Origin of the sequence: Ruoffia sp. FAM 24228, assembly GCF_045528575.1 — a bacterium.
GTDB lineage: Bacteria > Bacillota > Bacilli > Lactobacillales > Aerococcaceae > Ruoffia > Ruoffia halotolerans.
Window position 1 is genome coordinate 1 of sequence record NZ_JBGQQZ010000054.1, and the last position, 17,341, is coordinate 17,341.

A 17,341-nucleotide genomic window follows, 5' to 3' on the forward strand; every position below is an offset into this window, starting at 1 on the left:
GAAGGTTCATTTAGTTAAAATCTACTTCGAGAACGCACTATTTTGTAGAAAAATTCCCAATTTTTCCAAGAACGATTAATTTATTCAAGAAACCAGCTTAAATTATAGAGGTATGAATTATTCAGGAAATAATATAAATCCATTAAAGAAAAGTTATCAACATGTTCATAACTATGAAAAAGGCTCAAAATTTGGTATGATTTATATACTTGTATTTAAGAGTGAATCGAGTAGAATAAAGAAATGAAGAAAGAAGGTGAACCGTTGGAAAATAACCCAATGGATAGACAACTACCATATAATATAGAGGCTGAACAATCAGTGCTCGGCGCTTTACTCATCAATCCTATTAAAGTAGGAACGGTTCAATCAATTATTGAAGAAGATGACTTTTATTTACGTAAACATCGTATTATCTTTAATACGATGGCAAATATCTTCGATTCACCTGATTATGAACTTGATGCCATCACTTTAATTGATCGATTAACAAGCTATGGTGAAATCGAAAATGTCGGCGGCCATGATTATATAATTGAGTTAACACAAACTGCACCGACAGCAGTGAACGTGGACCATTATGCTAAAATAGTAAAAGATAAATCAATTTTACGTAGTTTAATCTCAGCTAGTACACAAATAAGCCAGACAGCTTATGAAGAAGGTGATGAGATTGCTAATATCATCGAAAAAAGTGAAAAACTTATCTTATCAATTGGTGAAGGTAAGAATAATGACGGACCCGTCTCTTTACGATCGCTAATTTCAGATGCATTTGAGAACATAGTTCGATTATCGGAAGAGAAAAGAGATGTTGTTGGCTTACCAACAGGTTATATCGACTTAGATAAATTAACAAGTGGTTTACAGCCAGACCAATTAATTATTCTAGCTGCGAGACCATCCGTAGGTAAAACAGCCTTTGCTTTAAATATTGCCCAAAACGTTGCCACTAAATCTAAAATTCCTGTCGTAATATTCTCACTAGAGATGGGGGCATTAGACTTAGTAAACCGTATTATTTGTGCAGAAGGTAATATCCATGCATCCAATTTACGTACAGGACAACTAACTGATGATGAATGGAATAGTTTCACGGTGGCTACAAACACACTTAAAGATGCACCTATCTTTATTGATGATACAGCAGGGATTAAAGTATCTGAAATTCGTGCTAAAAGTAGACGATTAAAACAAGAGAATCCAGATTTAGGTCTGATTGTGATTGACTATCTTCAATTAATCGAGGGATCAGGTGGAGAAAGTCGTCAGCAAGAAGTATCTGAGATTTCTCGTCAATTGAAGAAATTAGCTAAAGAATTAGGCGTTCCTGTTATTGCGCTGTCTCAATTATCTCGTGGTGTGGAACATCGTCAGAATAAACGACCAATCTTAAGTGATATTCGTGAGTCTGGATCGATTGAGCAAGATGCGGATATCGTTGCCTTCTTATACCGTGAGGATTATCACCAACAAGAAGGTGATGAAGAACCTGTTCAAGATGATGATCTGCCTGATAATACTGTTGAGGTAATCTTAGCTAAGAACCGTGCAGGTGCAAGAGATACGGTTCGTTTATTATTTAAAAAGGAATATAATAAATTCTCAAGTCTTTCATTTGTGCCCGAACCGCCCATGATGTAACTTACAATAAAAAACTCTTTCTAATTAAATTTAGTGAAAGTTTTTGTGTTAATTCAATTAACTCGGTGGTTAATCTGTTTAATCACTGTTTAAATAGGTGTATAAAATAGCAAATACCCGAATGTATGTTCCACGTGAAACTTTTTATAGGAACATATGTTCTTTAGGTTATTTCTTTCTCTTTAAGCTGGTTTATAATAAACTTATAATATATGACATTGAAAGTGGAGGTAACAATATGGAGACGGTCGAAAAGAATCAGCAAGATGTAGTAGGTAAGTTAAAATTGAACGCTTTAATTCTTATATCTTTTTTTATAGTGTTATTTGCTTCATCTGTTAGTACGAATGCTACTACAATTGAGTCGATTGAAAGCATTGACTATACTCAACCTGATTATATACAAGTAGTTGAAGCTGAACCTGTTGATGAAGCCATATACGAAAATATAGATACTGATACAACGATATACCCTCAAAGTGACTATACGTTGATTGAAGCTGAATTGCCAAGTGATCAAGTGTCAATTAATGAAGACACTCTATTTACTGATGAAGCTCTACTTTCATTTGCTCAGATGGATGAAGTTTATAATTTTGTTCATTTTAATGCTTATAAAGATTCATATAGAGATATAGCCACTTATATTTCATATTACATCTATTATTCGGCTGATCCAGAAGATCATTATTTAGTCGCACCGATGAATTTAACTAATGACGTCGTTGATTTATACAATTATAGTGATTTAATCGCGATGCAACGCTTAGATATTAATCATAAGCTTAGACAAATTTATTTTAATGAGTATTCCGAAGGTTTAGTTGAACGTTATGAATTAAAACAAATGATTCCGACTTCAGTTTATGCCGATGCTAAAGCTTCAATGTTACGTGCCGAGGAATTATATAGTCAAGTTGATTCGGAAAGTGACGATTATGACTTAGCTACCGAAGTGATTGAGATTGCTAGAGAAGAATTTAGTATCTTTACCAACAAATATAATAATGGGCATTTAGAAGAACCTGTTTTACATTATTTTATCTCTGATCAAATTGAAGACGAAGCTGTTTTAGGAGAAAATATCGCTTCGATTGAAGAGGTAGTTGAAACATTGCCAAGTGAAATTAAGCGTCGACTTTCGAATATTTATGTCTTAGCTGAAAATGAAATGCCACCTTCAGAAACATCAGGCTTTACTTTACATGGTTTAGCTAAGGATGATGGGACTGTATATTTTGTAGGTGATAAACCCATCTATAAAAATCTAATTTATCATGAATTTGGGCACATATTAGATTTTGCTAGCTATGCATTAATCGATTGGGATGAAGAGTCTGAAGATTCTTGGTCAACACAAGATGATTGGCAGGCCATTTATGAAAATGAATGGGCAGATGAAGAGTCTTATTACAATTCTACCATTGAATCATTCGCAGAAGGCTTCGGAGTGTACTCATTGAAGTATTTTTTAGATGAAAATCCTGATTTATCGGCTTATCCAGATAGTTCATTGGAAGATAGACCAGAGACAGTTGCATACTTTGATCAGTTATTCGAAACATTAGACTACTAAACAAATGAGTAAACAAAAAACCCTAAGCACTCTTTAGTCTCACAACTATAGAATGCTTAGGGTTTATTAAATTCTATTTATCTATCGATTTGTCTTAGTTTTTATGACGACGTCCAGAGATGAATAAGTAAATACCTCCACCGATTAAAGCTAAAGCAGCTACAATAATAAGCCAAATTGAACTATTTTCACCAGTGTTTGGTAAATTCTCTTCATTCTCTTCTACGGATGAACTAATAGATACATCAACACTTGATGATTCTTCATTGCCATCACTTGAAGGTGTTTGAGAACCACCACCATTGACTACATCTGGATATCTTTCAGTTAAGTAATTAGTTACATCTACATAATTTACATCACCAGATTCATTCGGTTGAACAGCCCATAAAATATCTTCAAATTGCATTTGATCAACTTGATCTTGAGTAATTGTAGTATTTTGAATAATATTATTCTTCGCTTCAACAACTAAAGCATCAAACATGTCTGGATACATTGTTACTAACTGTTGGAATATGTAGCTAGGTAATTCTGCATCAACATTCTTAGCTTCATTGTACCATTCAGCGAATGTACGATCACTAAATTCATTCAAGATAGCATCAGTTGCTGGTGTTTGATTAACGACAGCCACACGAACTGGTGCAATCGTACTTGATAATTGATCATCACTGAAATTCTCATAACCAGCAATCACGATTTCATCGCGTAAAGCAGTTAATTCTTCTGGAGAAGTACTTTCAGTTGAAAGTCCCAGTCTATCCATCAAACTAGTAATATGTTCATCACTAAATTGATTTAATTGTTCCATCGTTAAATCAGTTTGACCGACTAATACTTCACGGTAAATATCTAAATCACTTGCTGGTTCGGATTCACTTGAGTCAGATGATTCTTCTTCATCAGAGGATTCCTCATCAGAAGACTCTTCATCGGATGATTCTTCGCTTGAAGAACGTTCATCTGAAGATGTTTCTGCATCATCAACAGTAATATCGTAATTTTCTTGCATTGCTAATGCCAAGGCTTCCATGTCTTCTGCGTTATTTTCTTCGAAGATTGAAAATTCTTGCCATAGTAATTCAGCATCAGGTACTTCTAACAACTCTTCTTCATTTAAGTTATAATCCGAAACTAAAGCGTCTCTAAAACGACTGGCTTCAGGACCGAAGACTTCTGGGTTATCGTATACAGCTGTGTTATAAGCTCCACCAATATCAGTACCTGCTTGATTTCCTTCACCTACCATACTTACTAAGTAAATGTCATCAAGTTGGTCTAATTGTTCTTGAGTTGCAGGTGTTGATTCAATGAATGCTTCACGAATCTTAGTAGCAACTGAACCGACCTGTTCATCGGTAAAGATTTCAGGATTTAATTCGATGATTTGGTCGCGGACAATGTCCATCGTTTCTTGAGCGTAATCTCCATTTTCAGCAGTTGTTTTAATCGGTGCTAATTCTTCCTCAGTGAATTGACTGAATTGCTCTTCTGTAATATCAGTATATTCCAAAATCGCTGCTTCAAATTCATCTTCAGGTGCTGGAGTTTCACCATTCCCATTGTCTTCGCCATTTTCTCTTTCAGTACGACGTTCGATGTAAGCATCACGTGCTTGGGTAATTTGTGGCACGATTGATTCAACAGCAGCTTGCTCGTCATCGTTATTTTCTAACAATGCATTCGTATACCATCCTAAGATGTCACTAGGTAAAGCCGTGTTTAAATCTGAATAGCTATATTCTGAATAAGTAGAAATAGCCTCTGCTGCTTCATTATAAGCTTGTAAGTCCTCACCTGTTAAAAGGTTTAATTGAGGGTAATCGATTGCTAACTGGTTATACATTTCTAACCATACATCCAGTTCAGGATTCGATTCTGCTTCAGTATTTTTTGTAGTATATAAATCAACTAAATATTGATCCTCTACTTCTAATAATTGTTCTAAGTTAACAGGTTGAACGCCCGCTAAGTTATTTTTTATTTGAACGAGTAATTCTTGGTCCACCTCTGTTGTTGTTTCTTCTTGGGCATGAACGGTTTGACTCGTTGGTAGTAAAGCATTATTTCCAAGAGTAGTTCCTGCTCCGATTGCTAAAGCACATGTAGATACTAATAATAATTTTTTTAATCTCATTTTGCGCCCTCCTCTATCTGTTAATTCCATCATACGCTGTAAATGTGAATTTTTATCGAAAGAAAAATGTGGAATTCGCCATTTATTTTGTGAATATTGTATTAAATTTAAAACAAAAAAGAGCCAGAGGTTATATAACCACGGGCACTTAAAAGGGAGTTTATCCCCAAACGCTATCTAAAATCATTGTTTGTTCACGGTCAGGACCAACAGATAAAGTTGCAATCTTAACTCCAACTAATTCACTGATGCGACGAACGTAGTTACGTGCATTTTGTGGTAAGTCTTCTAAAGATTTTGCACCTGTGATATCTTCTGTCCAACCAGGTAATTCTTCGTAAACTGGCGTACAGTCAGCTAGAACTTTTAGACTTGCTGGGTAATATTCAATACGTTCACCAGCAGAAGTTTCGTAAGCAGTACAAATCTTAACTGTCTCTAAACCAGTCAATACGTCGATTGAGTTTAATGATAGATTTGTAATACCTGATACTCGGCGTGAGTGACGCATAACAACTGAATCAAACCAACCTACACGACGTGGACGCCCTGTAGTTGTTCCGTATTCTCTACCTACTTCACGAATTTGTTCTCCAACTTCATCAAACAATTCTGTTGGGAATGGTCCGTCTCCTACACGTGATGTATAAGCTTTACATACACCAACGACTGTATCAATTTTTGATGGTCCTACTCCACTACCAATCGTTACCCCACCAGCTACTGGGTTTGAAGAAGTAACGAATGGATATGTACCTTGATCGATATCTAACATGACACCTTGAGCACCTTCGAATAATACACGTTTACCTTCATCAATCGCATCGTTTAAAATGACTGATGTATCAGTAACATACTTCGCAATTTCTTGACCATATGCGTAGTATTCTTCGAAAATTTCTTCAAAAGATAAAGGTGAATTGTCATAAACGCGCTCGAATAATTTATTCTTTTCAGCTAAGTTTACTTCTAAGCGCTCTTTAAAAATTTCTTTATCTAATAAATCAGCAACGCGGATTCCAACACGGGCAGCTTTATCCATGTAAGCTGGACCAATTCCTTTAATGGTTGTTCCAATTTTGTTATCCCCTTTTGAATCTTCTTGAAGTTGATCCATTAAGATATGGTAAGGTAAGATAACATGAGCTCGCGAAGAAATACGTAAATTACTAGTATCAACACCTTCAGCTTTTAAATAGTTCAATTCTTTAACAATTGACTTTGGATTCACGACAACACCGTTTCCGATAACACTGATTTTACTATTATCAAAAATACCTGAAGGGATTAAATGTAATTTAAATGTTTTACCATCAAATTGAATCGTATGCCCTGCATTGTCTCCACCTTGATAGCGTGCAATTACTTCAGCGTTATTACTTAGAAAGTCAGTAATTTTACCTTTACCTTCGTCTCCCCATTGTGTTCCTACAACTACTACTGATGTCATTGTTAGATCTCCTTTTTATATAATAATATTTCAATCTTGAGCACAATATGTCTCCGCGCGATACATAACATCCCGACTTCTATATTATACCTCATTATCTTTGCAACGTCTTTTGTTAATTCAGTTGGTAAGATGAGATTGAATAATATTTCGCCTTCAATCATGACATTGATGGCGTATTTATCTCAAAGTCTAATAATATCATAATGCCTATAACAATAAAACAAGCAAATGTTGTCACTCATAAAATCACTTGTAACTAAAAAAACATCCACCCCAAAAATTTTGGAATGGATGTTAGATTGCTTAAATTATTTTGAGAGAGACCAGTAATTGATACCCTCTGTGAGTAATACTTCTTCGTCAATACCTTGAATACTATACATTTTTTGAGCGTCATCGTTTGGATCATTAACGTAGACTTGACCATTTTCATAGCCACGAATGACGATAATGTGGCCAACCTCTGTAAAGAAACCTGGTAAGACAGACGCAACGATTAATTCACCGTTATTTACAGCTTCCATTGCGCTATAGAAATCATTTCCATAGTTATAAAAATTGTAATCATATTCAACCGCAAAGTCATGGAAGATTTGCCAAGATGTCCCGGCATTATCTACCCAATACTTTTCCTCGCTCCATTCAAGGATTTCCATTGGATTCACTTCTCGATTCTCAAAAGCAGCATGAACCATGGCTAGAGAAAGGATTGCACAGCCGTTTTCACCCAGTTGTTGGGTTGTATTACTTCCGTATTTCTCAGTTCGCCAGTTCGCATCTTTTTGCAGATACAATGGAACGTCAATTTGGGTTCCAGTTGCAGCCGCAGTTTTTTCTGCCGGATAATCTGGTAAGAAAAGATAACCAAGTTCTTCCACATCAAGATCATTTGCATGGATAGCTGCAAGAATTTCATCTTGGGCTTGAATTAAGTTTCCATCAAACTCCGTTTGGGTTAATTCAGCAATCGTTTCTTCCATTGCTTTATCTTTTGGTGAGTAGGTACTCAGTGTTTCTGCCAAAGTAGCTGGTGTTTCGATGCTTTCATCGGTTACACTTTCAGTCTGTTGAGAAACAACGGGCTCAGTTTGTAAAGAAATTAACTCTTCTTGAGTAGATTGTTGTTGGTGCTCTGCAATAATTAAATTATTGTTCGCAGTTAATTTATTTAAAAGTATAATTAAACTTAAACAAATGGCAATGAATATAAGAGAGCCAATTGTTGCTATTGGCGTATAGTTACGCGTTTTTGGCATTTCAAAAACTCCTTTAAAAAAAACATTTCTAAATAAAAGAATACGCTAACTGACTCGAGAATACCATAAGAAATGTTGAATATTTGAATAAAGTAATGAAAGTTTAATATTCTGTTCATAATTTCAAAAGCTAGATGACTGTATAATAATAATAATTATTAGTTTGGGATTCATTCATGTGATATTTCTTTACAAATGGTGTTATAATATGTTTGCGAGAGCTTTTTAATCGTTGTATAATAATTTTCTAAGAGAGGAGAATGGTGATGGCAAGAAAGGAATTTCGTAAGTCACTAGCAGTTTTTCCAATAGGTACGGTTATGGAGTTGACGGAGTTAACCGCTCGTCAAATTCGTTATTACGAAGAACAGGGATTAATCGAGCCTCAACGTAGCGAAACCAACCGTAGGCTATACTCTTTAAATGATGTCGATCGATTACTGGACATCATTGACCTAATGGATGAAGGCATGACAATTAAAGGTATTAAAAATAGATATCGCTTTAGTGACAGAGTATCTAAAAACTCAGTACCTCTAACTGACCAAGATGTGCGACGTATCTTAAGGGATGAACTAGATTTTCAATCTAGATTCGAATAACCTATTAAAAGAGAGGATTTTGAAGCAATGACAAAATGGACGAAAGATCGTATTATTGCTGATGCGCATGAGAATAACGTACACTTTATACGATTAATGTTTACGGATATTAGAGGAACAATTAAGAATGTTGAAATTCCTTTAACACAGTTAGAAAAGGCATTAGAAAATAATATGACATTTGATGGTTCATCAATTGAAGGATTTGTACGTATTGAAGAAAGTGATATGTATTTAATTCCTGATTACGACTCTTGGATGATTTTTAACTGGGATGTTCCCTCAGATGGTGGACGCATTGCTTGTTTAATCTGTGATGTAGATACAACAAAACGAGAGTCTTTCTTAGGTGACCCTCGTGGGAATTTAAGACGAGTGTTAGATAAGATGGAAGATTTAGGTTTTTCTTCGTTCAACTTAGGCCCAGAACCTGAATTTTTCTTATTAAAACTGGATGAAGATGGTCGACCAACGATGGACTTAAATGATGATGGTGGCTACTTTGACTTTGCGCCAACGGATTTAGGAGAAAACTGTCGACGTGATATTGTGCTTGAATTAGAGCGTTTAGATTTTGAAATCGAAGCGAGTCATCACGAAGTTGCACCAGGGCAACATGAGATTGATTGGAAATATAATGATGCGATTCGCGCATGTGATAAAATTCAATTGTTTAAATTGATTGTTAAAACAGTGGCTCGTCGTCATAATTTATATGCGACGTTCATGCCTAAGCCTATTTATGGTGAGAGTGGTTCTGGAATGCACTTTAATGTATCTTTATTCGATAAAGATGGGAAGAATGCTTTCTATGATGAATCAACTCCAGATCAATTATCTAAGAATGCTCATTACTTTATCGGTGGTTTAATTAAGCATGCGAGTGCTTATACAGCTATTTGTAATCCATTAGTAAATTCTTACAAACGATTAGTTGAAGGATACGAAGCACCAGTATATATTGCTTGGAGTGAGAGAAATCGTTCTCCGCTTATTCGTATTCCATCATCTCGTGGTAATTCAACTCGTGTTGAGTTAAGAAGTGTGGATCCTTCTGCCAACCCATACTTAGCCTTAGCAGTTATCTTGCAAGCTGGTTTAGATGGAATTGAGAACAAGATTGAACCACCTATGCCAATTGACCGTAATATTTATACGATGACTCCAGAAGAGCGTATGGCTGAAGGTGTCATTGACCTGCCATCATCACTTAGCGAAGCCATTGCTGAATTTGAAGCCAGCCCAATCATGAGAGATGCTCTAGGTCCACATATTTCAGGTAACTTTATTGTTGAGAAAACAATGGAATTTGAGTCATATAAAAAACAAGTGACACAATGGGAATTAGATAAATATTTAATGATGTATTAAGCTGTTACAACCAGCTCGAAGATTGCCATTTTATTGGGTTCTTCGAGCTTTTTTGATACAAAAATTTGAATCCTGTTGCACATTGCTTATGAATATGCTAAGCTTTCTACTATAACACAAGGGGTGCTTCGGCTGAGATGGGATTACCTGAACTCTATGAACCTGAATGAGTTAAGACTCGCGTAGGGATGTGAATAAGTAAAGTTTATGTATATTGGTGCAGTATGCTTTTTGTACGAATATACCTTTATCAATATCACTCAACCTACCTTGACTCAGACACTTTGTGTTGTGAATATGAGGGAGGTTTTTTTTTGGTTAATTGTAGTATTGCTTTACAAATTTTACCGCTAGGTGCAACACAAGAAGCGACACTTGAAGTGGTTGATTCTGTCATTGCTTTTATAGCATCAAAGACGGATAACTATGAAGTGGCGGCGTTTGAGACAACGATTCAAGGTGATTATGATACTTTGATGCCTATCTTAAAAGAGGCGATCGAAATCGCTTCTCAAACACACCACAAAATTTTTACTAACGTCAAAATTAGTTATGATGCGAAAGGGTCAGTGTTAACGATTGAAGATAAAACTACAAAACATCGCCACTAAATATGCTTCATGGATCCTAGGTCTGGGGCTATTACTGCTTTGGGAAGTGGCTGCTAGAGTTGGTTGGTTACCTGAGTTTATTATTCCCGCACCAAGTGATGTCCTAATCGCTTTGTGGCAAGACCGAGAGAATTTATGGATGAACAGCCGGGTGACACTGATTCAAGCGTTTATTGGTCTCGCTATAGGAATTTTCCTCGCTTTCTTTTTAGCGATTATTATGGATGTGATTCCTTGGTTGAACCGAGCCTTATATCCAATGTTGGTGGTTACACAAACCATTCCAACTGTAGCAATTGCACCGATATTAGTGCTTTGGCTAGGTTATGACATGACACCAAAGATTGTTTTAGTCATTTTAACGACATTATTTCCCATTATTATTAGTATACTGAACGGCTTTGCTAACGCGGATAAGGATGCGATTCAATTACTCCAATTAATGGGAGCAAATCGTTGGCAGATATTACGTCATGTGAAGTTACCGTTGAGTATGTCATTTTTCTTAAGTGGCTTGAAGGTCAGTGTGTCTTACGCTTTTGTGAGTTCGGTTGTCGCTGAGTGGCTTGGTGGCTTTGAAGGTTTAGGGGTTTATATGATTCAAACCAAACGTGCCTTTAGCTATGACAAGATGTTTGCGGTCATTGTTTTAATTTCGTTATTAAGTCTGTTCTTTATGGGTGTTGTATCTTATATTGAAAAATATTTAACACCTTGGCGTTTTAATCAAAAAAAGAAAATCAGAGGAGAAGAATAATATGATGAATTATTTCAAGAAAATGCTTGTTGCTTTAATCGTCAGTATGTCAGTATTAATTCCTATGAGTGCATCGGCTCAAGCCAGTCAGATAGAGTTTATTTTAGATTGGGTACCGAATACAAATCATACTGGATTATATGTTGCTTTAGAAAAAGGGTATTTTGAAGAAGCGGGCGTGGAAGTAACGATTCGCCGTCCACCAGAAGGCAGTACGACTGAATTAGTAGGTTTGGGTCAAGCTCAATTTGGCATTAGTTTCCAAGATTCTTTAGCTACACGTCTAGCAGGAGGTTTACCTGTAACAGCTGTCGCAACAATTATCGAACATAATACAAGTGGTATTATTGCTAGAGAAGACAGCCAAATTACAAAACCGGTGGAGATGGAAGGTCATACTTACGGAACATGGAATGATCCCATTGAACTGGGAATGTTAGAGCATATTATTAATAACGAAGGCGGCGATTATTCACAAATCGAATTAGTCCCTAATCAAGCAGATAATTCCATTGTTGGTTTAGCTAATTCGATGTTTGAATCAGCCTGGGTTTATTACGCTTGGGACGGTATAATGGCTGAGAGCCAGGGCGTTCCAACGAACTTCTTTTACTTCAGAGATTACGCAGAAGAATTAGATTTCTACTCACCAATAATTATTGCAAATAACGATTATTTAGCGAATAGTCCTGAAGAAGCGACGCAAGTGGTTCAAGCCATCAAACGCGGTTATCAATATGCAATCGAGAATCCAGAAGAAGCAACCGATATTCTCCTGAAACATGCACCGGAATTAGAAGGGCAACGTGATTTTGTTCTTGCTTCCCAAGAATGGATTAACGAAGCCTATACAAGTAAACCAGAACAATGGGGTTATATCGATGAAGAGCGCTGGAATGCTTTCTACACATGGTTATACGAAAGTAACTTAACGGAAGTTGACTTGACTGAAGCGACATACTTTACGAACGAATTTTTAGGAGAATAACATGTTATCAATTCAAGATGTTGGTTTTCGATACGGGAATCGTCAAGTACTAAAAAATATTAACATTCAACTTCAAAAAGGGGAGACCGTTGCCATTATTGGCCCGAGTGGGGTTGGAAAAACAACCCTTTTTAACCTCATTGCAGGAATTATCGATGCCCAACAAGGTCAGATTGAGTTGAATGGAACCAAAGAAATTAAAGGTAAGATAAGTTACATGCTTCAAAAAGATATGTTGTATCCGCATTATACTGTCATTGAAAATATTATGTTGCCGCGGATTTTACAGGGTGAAAGCAAGAAACACGCACGTGAGCATGCGTTAGAATTACTCGATATCTTTCAATTTAAAGAATGGGCGAATTATTATCCCCACGCCCTAAGTGGTGGGATGAGACAACGCGTGGCTTTTATGCGAACAGCTGCATTTGACAGACCATGGCTATTGTTAGATGAAGCTTTTAGTGCTCTTGACGCCATTACAAGACGTCAACTTCATCAATGGTTTATGAATTACCGCGAGAAGATGGGCTGGTCTTCATTAATCATTACCCATGATGTAGATGAAGCTTTAATCTTATCGGATCGGGTTTATATTATTAAAGGGCAACCCGGTGAAATTACATTTGAGTTGCCCGTCGACTTTAAAAGCTTTGATGTTGAGAAAATAATTTTTGAACCTGAGTTTATCGAAGCCAAACGTCAGTTACTTAATGAATTAAAAGAAGTATAAAAATAGCAAGGCGCTGAGGTGACCCCCGAAAGTTAGAGTTAAAAATCTAACTTTACGGGGGTCGTTTTTGTGTCACAAAAGTATTCATATGAATTCAAATTAAAGGTTGTCGAAGAGTATCTAAATGGGACATTCGGTTACACCTTACTCGCTAAGAAACACCATATTTCAACGACAAGTTTGATTGAAAAATGGGTTAACCAATTCAAAACCAATGGGAAAGAAGGCCTTAAAACCAAACGACGAAATGCAACCTATCCTTTAAATTTTAAGTTAAATGTTTTAAGATTTGAGCAAGACACGGGTGCGTCCTATATAGACACAGCGAATGCTTTTGGTATAAGTGAGCCATCCATCATAGCCAACTGGCATCGTCAATACGAAAGGTTTGGCACCCAAGGTCTGAATAAACCGCAAGGGAGACCGCCAAAAATGCCTAAATCGAATCCGAATCAAGATAATAATAAAACGATTCACGATAACAATCATGATGAAATGAAGCAAGAGAACGAATTGTTAAAGAAAGAAAATGAGTATTTAAGGATTGAATTAGAATACTTAAAAAAGTTAAAAGCGCTGGGCTTAGAAGACCCACGCGCAAACAACAAACAGACATAGTCTATGACTTAACCCAAATAGGCTTTAAACTCAAAGATGTCTTATATGTGACAGAATTACCAGAGTCAACTTAACACTATCATATCGCGAAGAAAACCAAACCTCATAAAGATAAAGAGCTTGAAGACCTTATCCAAGCTATCTTTGAGGAACATAAAGAGCGATATGGATATCGACGCATTACAATTGAATTAAGAGCCAGAGGCTATAAAGTCAATCATAAACGCGTTCTTCGTATTATGAGACAATTAGGGCTACAGTGTCTAAAGTTTACGAATCGATCTCGTCGATACAATTCTTACAAAGGACCTGGTATAGATCCTTTGTATTGGTCTTGGATAAGTCATCCAAGTACTAGTATAAAGGATTTTTTATGCCATGGAACAGGTTAATATTTTAATGCAACACTAGTGAAAAGATAGTTTCTTTATTAATTATACTGAGAAAGTATTTCTTAATGCACTGATTACGTCGCAGAATCTTAAAAAATATATTTAAAATAAATGCAATCGTTTTCGTATTTTATAGGGTTTTAACTTACAAATACGAAAAATTGAAAGCCTATTTTTAAATTAACTTATTTTTTTAGTAGAATATTTAGGTGGATTTTATAATGAACTTAGCCACCTATAAAAAGGCATAAAAAAATACGCCCTGTGAATTTTCATGTTATATTGAAGTTACGACAACTCTCAATAGACAAGGATGAATTCACATGACGCAAACTAATTCTAACACAAATGCCCGTAAAGGAAAACACCTGACCGACGGCGAACGTTATCAAATCCAGATTTTATTAAAGGAAGGCTACTCCCATCGCCATATCGGCCGTGTTTTAGGCCGCAATCATCAAACCATCAATAATGAAGTCAAGCGAGGCACTGTGACCCAAATCAATCGCGTGACGTCTAACGGTAAGGATTATATTTACTCCGATGACCTTTATTTTGCCGATGCGGGTCAAGCCTATTATGATGATCAGCGTTTGAAGAGTGGTCGCCAGCCTAAATGGCTTCAAGCCAGCCTTTTTATGGAATGGGCTGATCAAAAGATGTTAGAAGAGAAATGGTCCCCCGACGCCGTTGTTCAAAGAGCGCGCAAAGATGGCCTCTTTGAGGACGCCCTCATTCCGTGTACAACCACCCTCTATGATTGGATTGATCGCGGGGTGATGCGGACTAAAAACATGGATTTACTTGAGAAATTGTCTCGCAAATCAACGCCCACATCTCAAGGCCATCGTCAAAACAAGCGTATACTGGGTCCTTCCATTGACCTGCGTCCGGAGGCAATTAATGACCGGTCTGAATTTGGTCATTGGGAAATTGACACGGTGATCGGCCAACAAACCAAATTAGACCCTGTCTTACTCACTCTGGTCGAACGCCAAACCCGCTTTGAAATCATCCTGAAGTTGAAGGGGAAAGATGCCCAATCGGTCAACCAAGCTATCACAGACTTAAAGGAACGTGCGGGGGATGCCTTTCCTCAGCTCTTCAAAAGCTTTACGGCGGATAACGGATCGGAATTCTCGGATTTATACGACCTGCTCAAAGAAAACATCGATGTCTACTTTGCCCACCCTTATGCCACTTGGGAAAGAGGGTCCAGTGAAAACCAACATAAGTTGATTCGGCGATTCTTTCCAAAAGGCTGTTCATTGAGGGAAATCACTAAAGAGCAATGCTTAAGAATACAACAGTGGATGAATGCCTATCCACGTCGCATCTTGGCTTATGACACACCCTATGAACGCTTTGTCCGCGCCTTCCATCAGGAACGTCAGGCAATCTAAGCATATGGAAAAGAGCTAAGTTAAATCAAAGAAAGAACAATCATAAAATTTTTTGAGACTAAGTGGCTAACTTGAACTTGAAATTTACAAGTAGAATATTTATGTAATTCATGTTATATTTCACTAGTGTTGCATAAAACTGAAAATCACTGTTACTTGTTTATTGTTAATTAAATCACATGTAGTTTTCGTTAAAAATTTCAAAAAAGTCAAATGCTGGCGCAGCGGATGACTTTTTCCAGAATTTTTTTGACTTATTTAGTTGTAGATAAATCGATTTGCGGCTTCTTTCACTTAGTCAGGTTCGAATATTTCCTTAAATAATTCGAACGGTTCATACTGTAACGCTCGTAAATGCCTTAAAACGTGGAAAACTGTTTGTTTTAAGTCTAATTCAAGCTTGATGAGTAAGGTCAGTAAGTAGACAATCAGTGCCAGTATGACTTGATTTTCCACACCTTCTTCTGACTTTGAAAAGTGGTTTTTAATCGTCATGTGTTGCTTGATATGCTGGAAAAAGAGCTCGATTTGCCATCGTGATTGATACATTTTACTAATCTCTTCAGCTGATACATCCATGCGGTTGGTGATAATTCTTAAATTGGCTTGCTGCTTTCTTTCTATCGTCACAAGTTGAAAGAGACTCGTCAAGTAGACTTGACTGCCCAATTGAACCAACTGGTCACTGATAATACCCGTTCCTTTAGGAACGTCTAGATGGCCTTGCACATGTACCTTCGTATTCTTCTTAATCCGAGAAACGAAGAAATACCCACCCCAATGCATTTGATTGAATTGAGCGAAATCAAGATACCCACGATCAAAAACGTATGTAGCCAATGGCTCATTGATAAAGACCTCTAAGTGTTCATGATCATGTTCAGAAGCAGGAGATACTTCAAATTGTTCAGGGTGCACCCAACGTTCATTCATGAAGCAGACTTTTAAATGTAACTTTATGCCAGCTTTTGTCGGTCTAAAATGCGCCCATGGATAGGAATTCTTGCTAAATGAAAAGGTTGTGGAATCAATCAGATAGAGTTTTTCTTTCGACTTTACCTTCGTCTTTTTATGCACAAGAGAAAGTAAATGATTAAAAACCTCCAGTAATACACTTGGTTCAAGTGCCCGTAGGGCACGAGAAAGCTGAGAGTAACTGATAGAGTCTATCCCCATTACTTTTTTCAAATTCGGATTGACAAGTTGTTGGTCTAGGTGTCGTAAACTTTCGGTTTCATCGTTAATGGCATACAGAAAGAGCTTTATTACTTTCTTAAATGTCAATTTCTTTGCATAACGATCAAATTGTTCGATGGCTTGACGAGAATCTAAGCTTAATTGTTCTAATTTAATATACGAAAACCATTTATTTATTGTCATTTTTGTTTTATACTTATCCATGCATAGATCCTTTGTATTGGTCTTGGATAAGTCATCCAAGTACTAGTATAAAGGATTTTTTTATGCCATGGAACAGGTTAATATTTTAATGCAACACTAGTGAAGTTTTATACATTACTACTAAAATGAACTATTTTATGAAAGCGGTCTTCTAAAAAAGTATAATAAATTGAAATCGTTTTTACTGTTTATAGTGTAGTAGTCATTATGATGGGAATAAATGAATAAGATGGAAGGTGACAATACCAGATTCACAATTTTTTTAGAAATTTTGATTTGTCAAATTAAGCTAGACAAAACTGCTTCATCTAAGTAACTCAAAAATACTTCCAACGGTGTTCGGTAGTGTAAGGATTTCCGTGGAATCGTGTTCCGTTTGTGTGCAATCGATGACAC

At 36.5% G+C, this 17,341-nt stretch carries 15 protein-coding genes, 1 pseudogene and 1 riboswitch; of the genes and pseudogenes, 11 read left to right on the forward strand and 5 right to left on the reverse strand.

Annotation, left to right across the window (positions count from 1 at the left end; translation table 11 throughout):
* The first annotated feature begins 243 nt into the window (after positions 1–243).
* The gene (dnaB, locus tag ACEN33_RS09285) at positions 244–1,644 is read left to right on the forward strand and encodes a replicative DNA helicase (protein ID WP_407090723.1); all 1,401 of its coding nucleotides are present in this window, start codon (positions 244–246) and stop codon (positions 1,642–1,644) included.
* A gap of 238 nt (positions 1,645–1,882) precedes the next feature.
* The gene (locus ACEN33_RS09290; RefSeq protein WP_407090724.1) at positions 1,883–3,220 is read left to right on the forward strand and encodes a hypothetical protein; all 1,338 of its coding nucleotides are present in this window, start codon (positions 1,883–1,885) and stop codon (positions 3,218–3,220) included.
* Positions 3,221–3,314: 94 nt separating this feature from the next.
* Here the strand turns inward: ACEN33_RS09290 and ACEN33_RS09295 are convergent, their stop codons facing one another.
* From ACEN33_RS09295 to ACEN33_RS09305, 3 genes are all read right to left on the reverse strand, one after another.
* Entirely contained in the window at positions 3,315–5,360 is a 2,046-nt protein-coding gene (locus ACEN33_RS09295) for an LPXTG cell wall anchor domain-containing protein (protein ID WP_407090725.1), read from the reverse strand.
* A gap of 160 nt (positions 5,361–5,520) precedes the next feature.
* Positions 5,521–6,810 carry an adenylosuccinate synthase gene (locus ACEN33_RS09300; RefSeq protein WP_407090726.1) on the reverse strand — a complete coding sequence of 430 codons (1,290 nt, stop codon included), beginning with the start codon at positions 6,808–6,810 and terminating at the stop codon, positions 5,521–5,523.
* Positions 6,811–7,121: 311 nt separating this feature from the next.
* Positions 7,122–8,069: a C39 family peptidase gene (locus tag ACEN33_RS09305; protein ID WP_407093780.1), complete on the reverse strand. Its 948-nt coding sequence runs from the start codon at positions 8,067–8,069 to the stop codon at positions 7,122–7,124.
* Between the two features lie 266 nt (positions 8,070–8,335).
* Between ACEN33_RS09305 and ACEN33_RS09310 the strand changes: the two genes are divergently transcribed.
* The 9 genes from ACEN33_RS09310 to ACEN33_RS09350 all read left to right on the forward strand — a co-directional run bounded on the left by ACEN33_RS09310 (position 8,336) and on the right by ACEN33_RS09350 (position 15,544).
* Positions 8,336–8,671 carry a MerR family transcriptional regulator gene (locus ACEN33_RS09310; RefSeq protein WP_138403749.1) on the forward strand — a complete coding sequence of 112 codons (336 nt, stop codon included), beginning with the start codon at positions 8,336–8,338 and terminating at the stop codon, positions 8,669–8,671.
* Positions 8,672–8,698: 27 nt separating this feature from the next.
* Complete coding sequence (glnA, locus tag ACEN33_RS09315) at positions 8,699–10,042, forward strand: type I glutamate--ammonia ligase (protein ID WP_407090728.1); 1,344 nt, start codon at positions 8,699–8,701, stop codon at positions 10,040–10,042.
* 109 nt (positions 10,043–10,151) lie between these two features.
* A riboswitch (TPP riboswitch) is annotated at positions 10,152–10,248 on the forward strand.
* A 108-nt stretch (positions 10,249–10,356) separates the two neighbouring features.
* A complete protein-coding gene (locus tag ACEN33_RS09320; RefSeq protein ID WP_218930351.1) occupies positions 10,357–10,653 on the forward strand; it encodes a thiamine-binding protein in 297 nt (98 codons plus the stop codon).
* Entirely contained in the window at positions 10,622–11,410 is a 789-nt protein-coding gene (locus tag ACEN33_RS09325; RefSeq protein WP_407090729.1) for an ABC transporter permease, read from the forward strand. The genes ACEN33_RS09320 and ACEN33_RS09325 overlap by 32 nt, the downstream gene beginning before the upstream one ends.
* Position 11,411: 1 nt before the next feature.
* Positions 11,412–12,398, forward strand: a complete 987-nt coding sequence (locus ACEN33_RS09330; RefSeq protein ID WP_407090730.1) for an ABC transporter substrate-binding protein — start codon at positions 11,412–11,414, stop codon at positions 12,396–12,398.
* A 1-nt stretch (position 12,399) separates the two neighbouring features.
* Positions 12,400–13,131 (forward strand): ABC transporter ATP-binding protein, encoded by a 732-nt coding sequence (locus ACEN33_RS09335; protein WP_407090731.1) that lies wholly within the window; start codon positions 12,400–12,402, stop codon positions 13,129–13,131.
* A gap of 69 nt (positions 13,132–13,200) precedes the next feature.
* Positions 13,201–13,749, forward strand: a complete 549-nt coding sequence (locus ACEN33_RS09340) for a helix-turn-helix domain-containing protein (RefSeq protein ID WP_407094932.1) — start codon at positions 13,201–13,203, stop codon at positions 13,747–13,749.
* Between the two features lie 83 nt (positions 13,750–13,832).
* Positions 13,833–14,141: an IS3 family transposase gene (locus ACEN33_RS09345; RefSeq protein ID WP_407093786.1), complete on the forward strand. Its 309-nt coding sequence runs from the start codon at positions 13,833–13,835 to the stop codon at positions 14,139–14,141.
* A 323-nt stretch (positions 14,142–14,464) separates the two neighbouring features.
* On the forward strand, positions 14,465–15,544 hold the full coding sequence (locus ACEN33_RS09350; RefSeq protein WP_407090979.1) for an IS30 family transposase: 1,080 nt from the start codon (positions 14,465–14,467) through the stop codon (positions 15,542–15,544).
* A gap of 294 nt (positions 15,545–15,838) precedes the next feature.
* Here ACEN33_RS09350 and ACEN33_RS09355 read toward each other — a convergent pair whose 3' ends face one another.
* A complete protein-coding gene (locus ACEN33_RS09355) occupies positions 15,839–16,945 on the reverse strand; it encodes an IS4 family transposase (protein WP_407090965.1) in 1,107 nt (368 codons plus the stop codon).
* 279 nt (positions 16,946–17,224) lie between these two features.
* Positions 17,225–17,341: pseudogene (locus tag ACEN33_RS09360) on the reverse strand (IS30 family transposase); the annotation flags it as partial.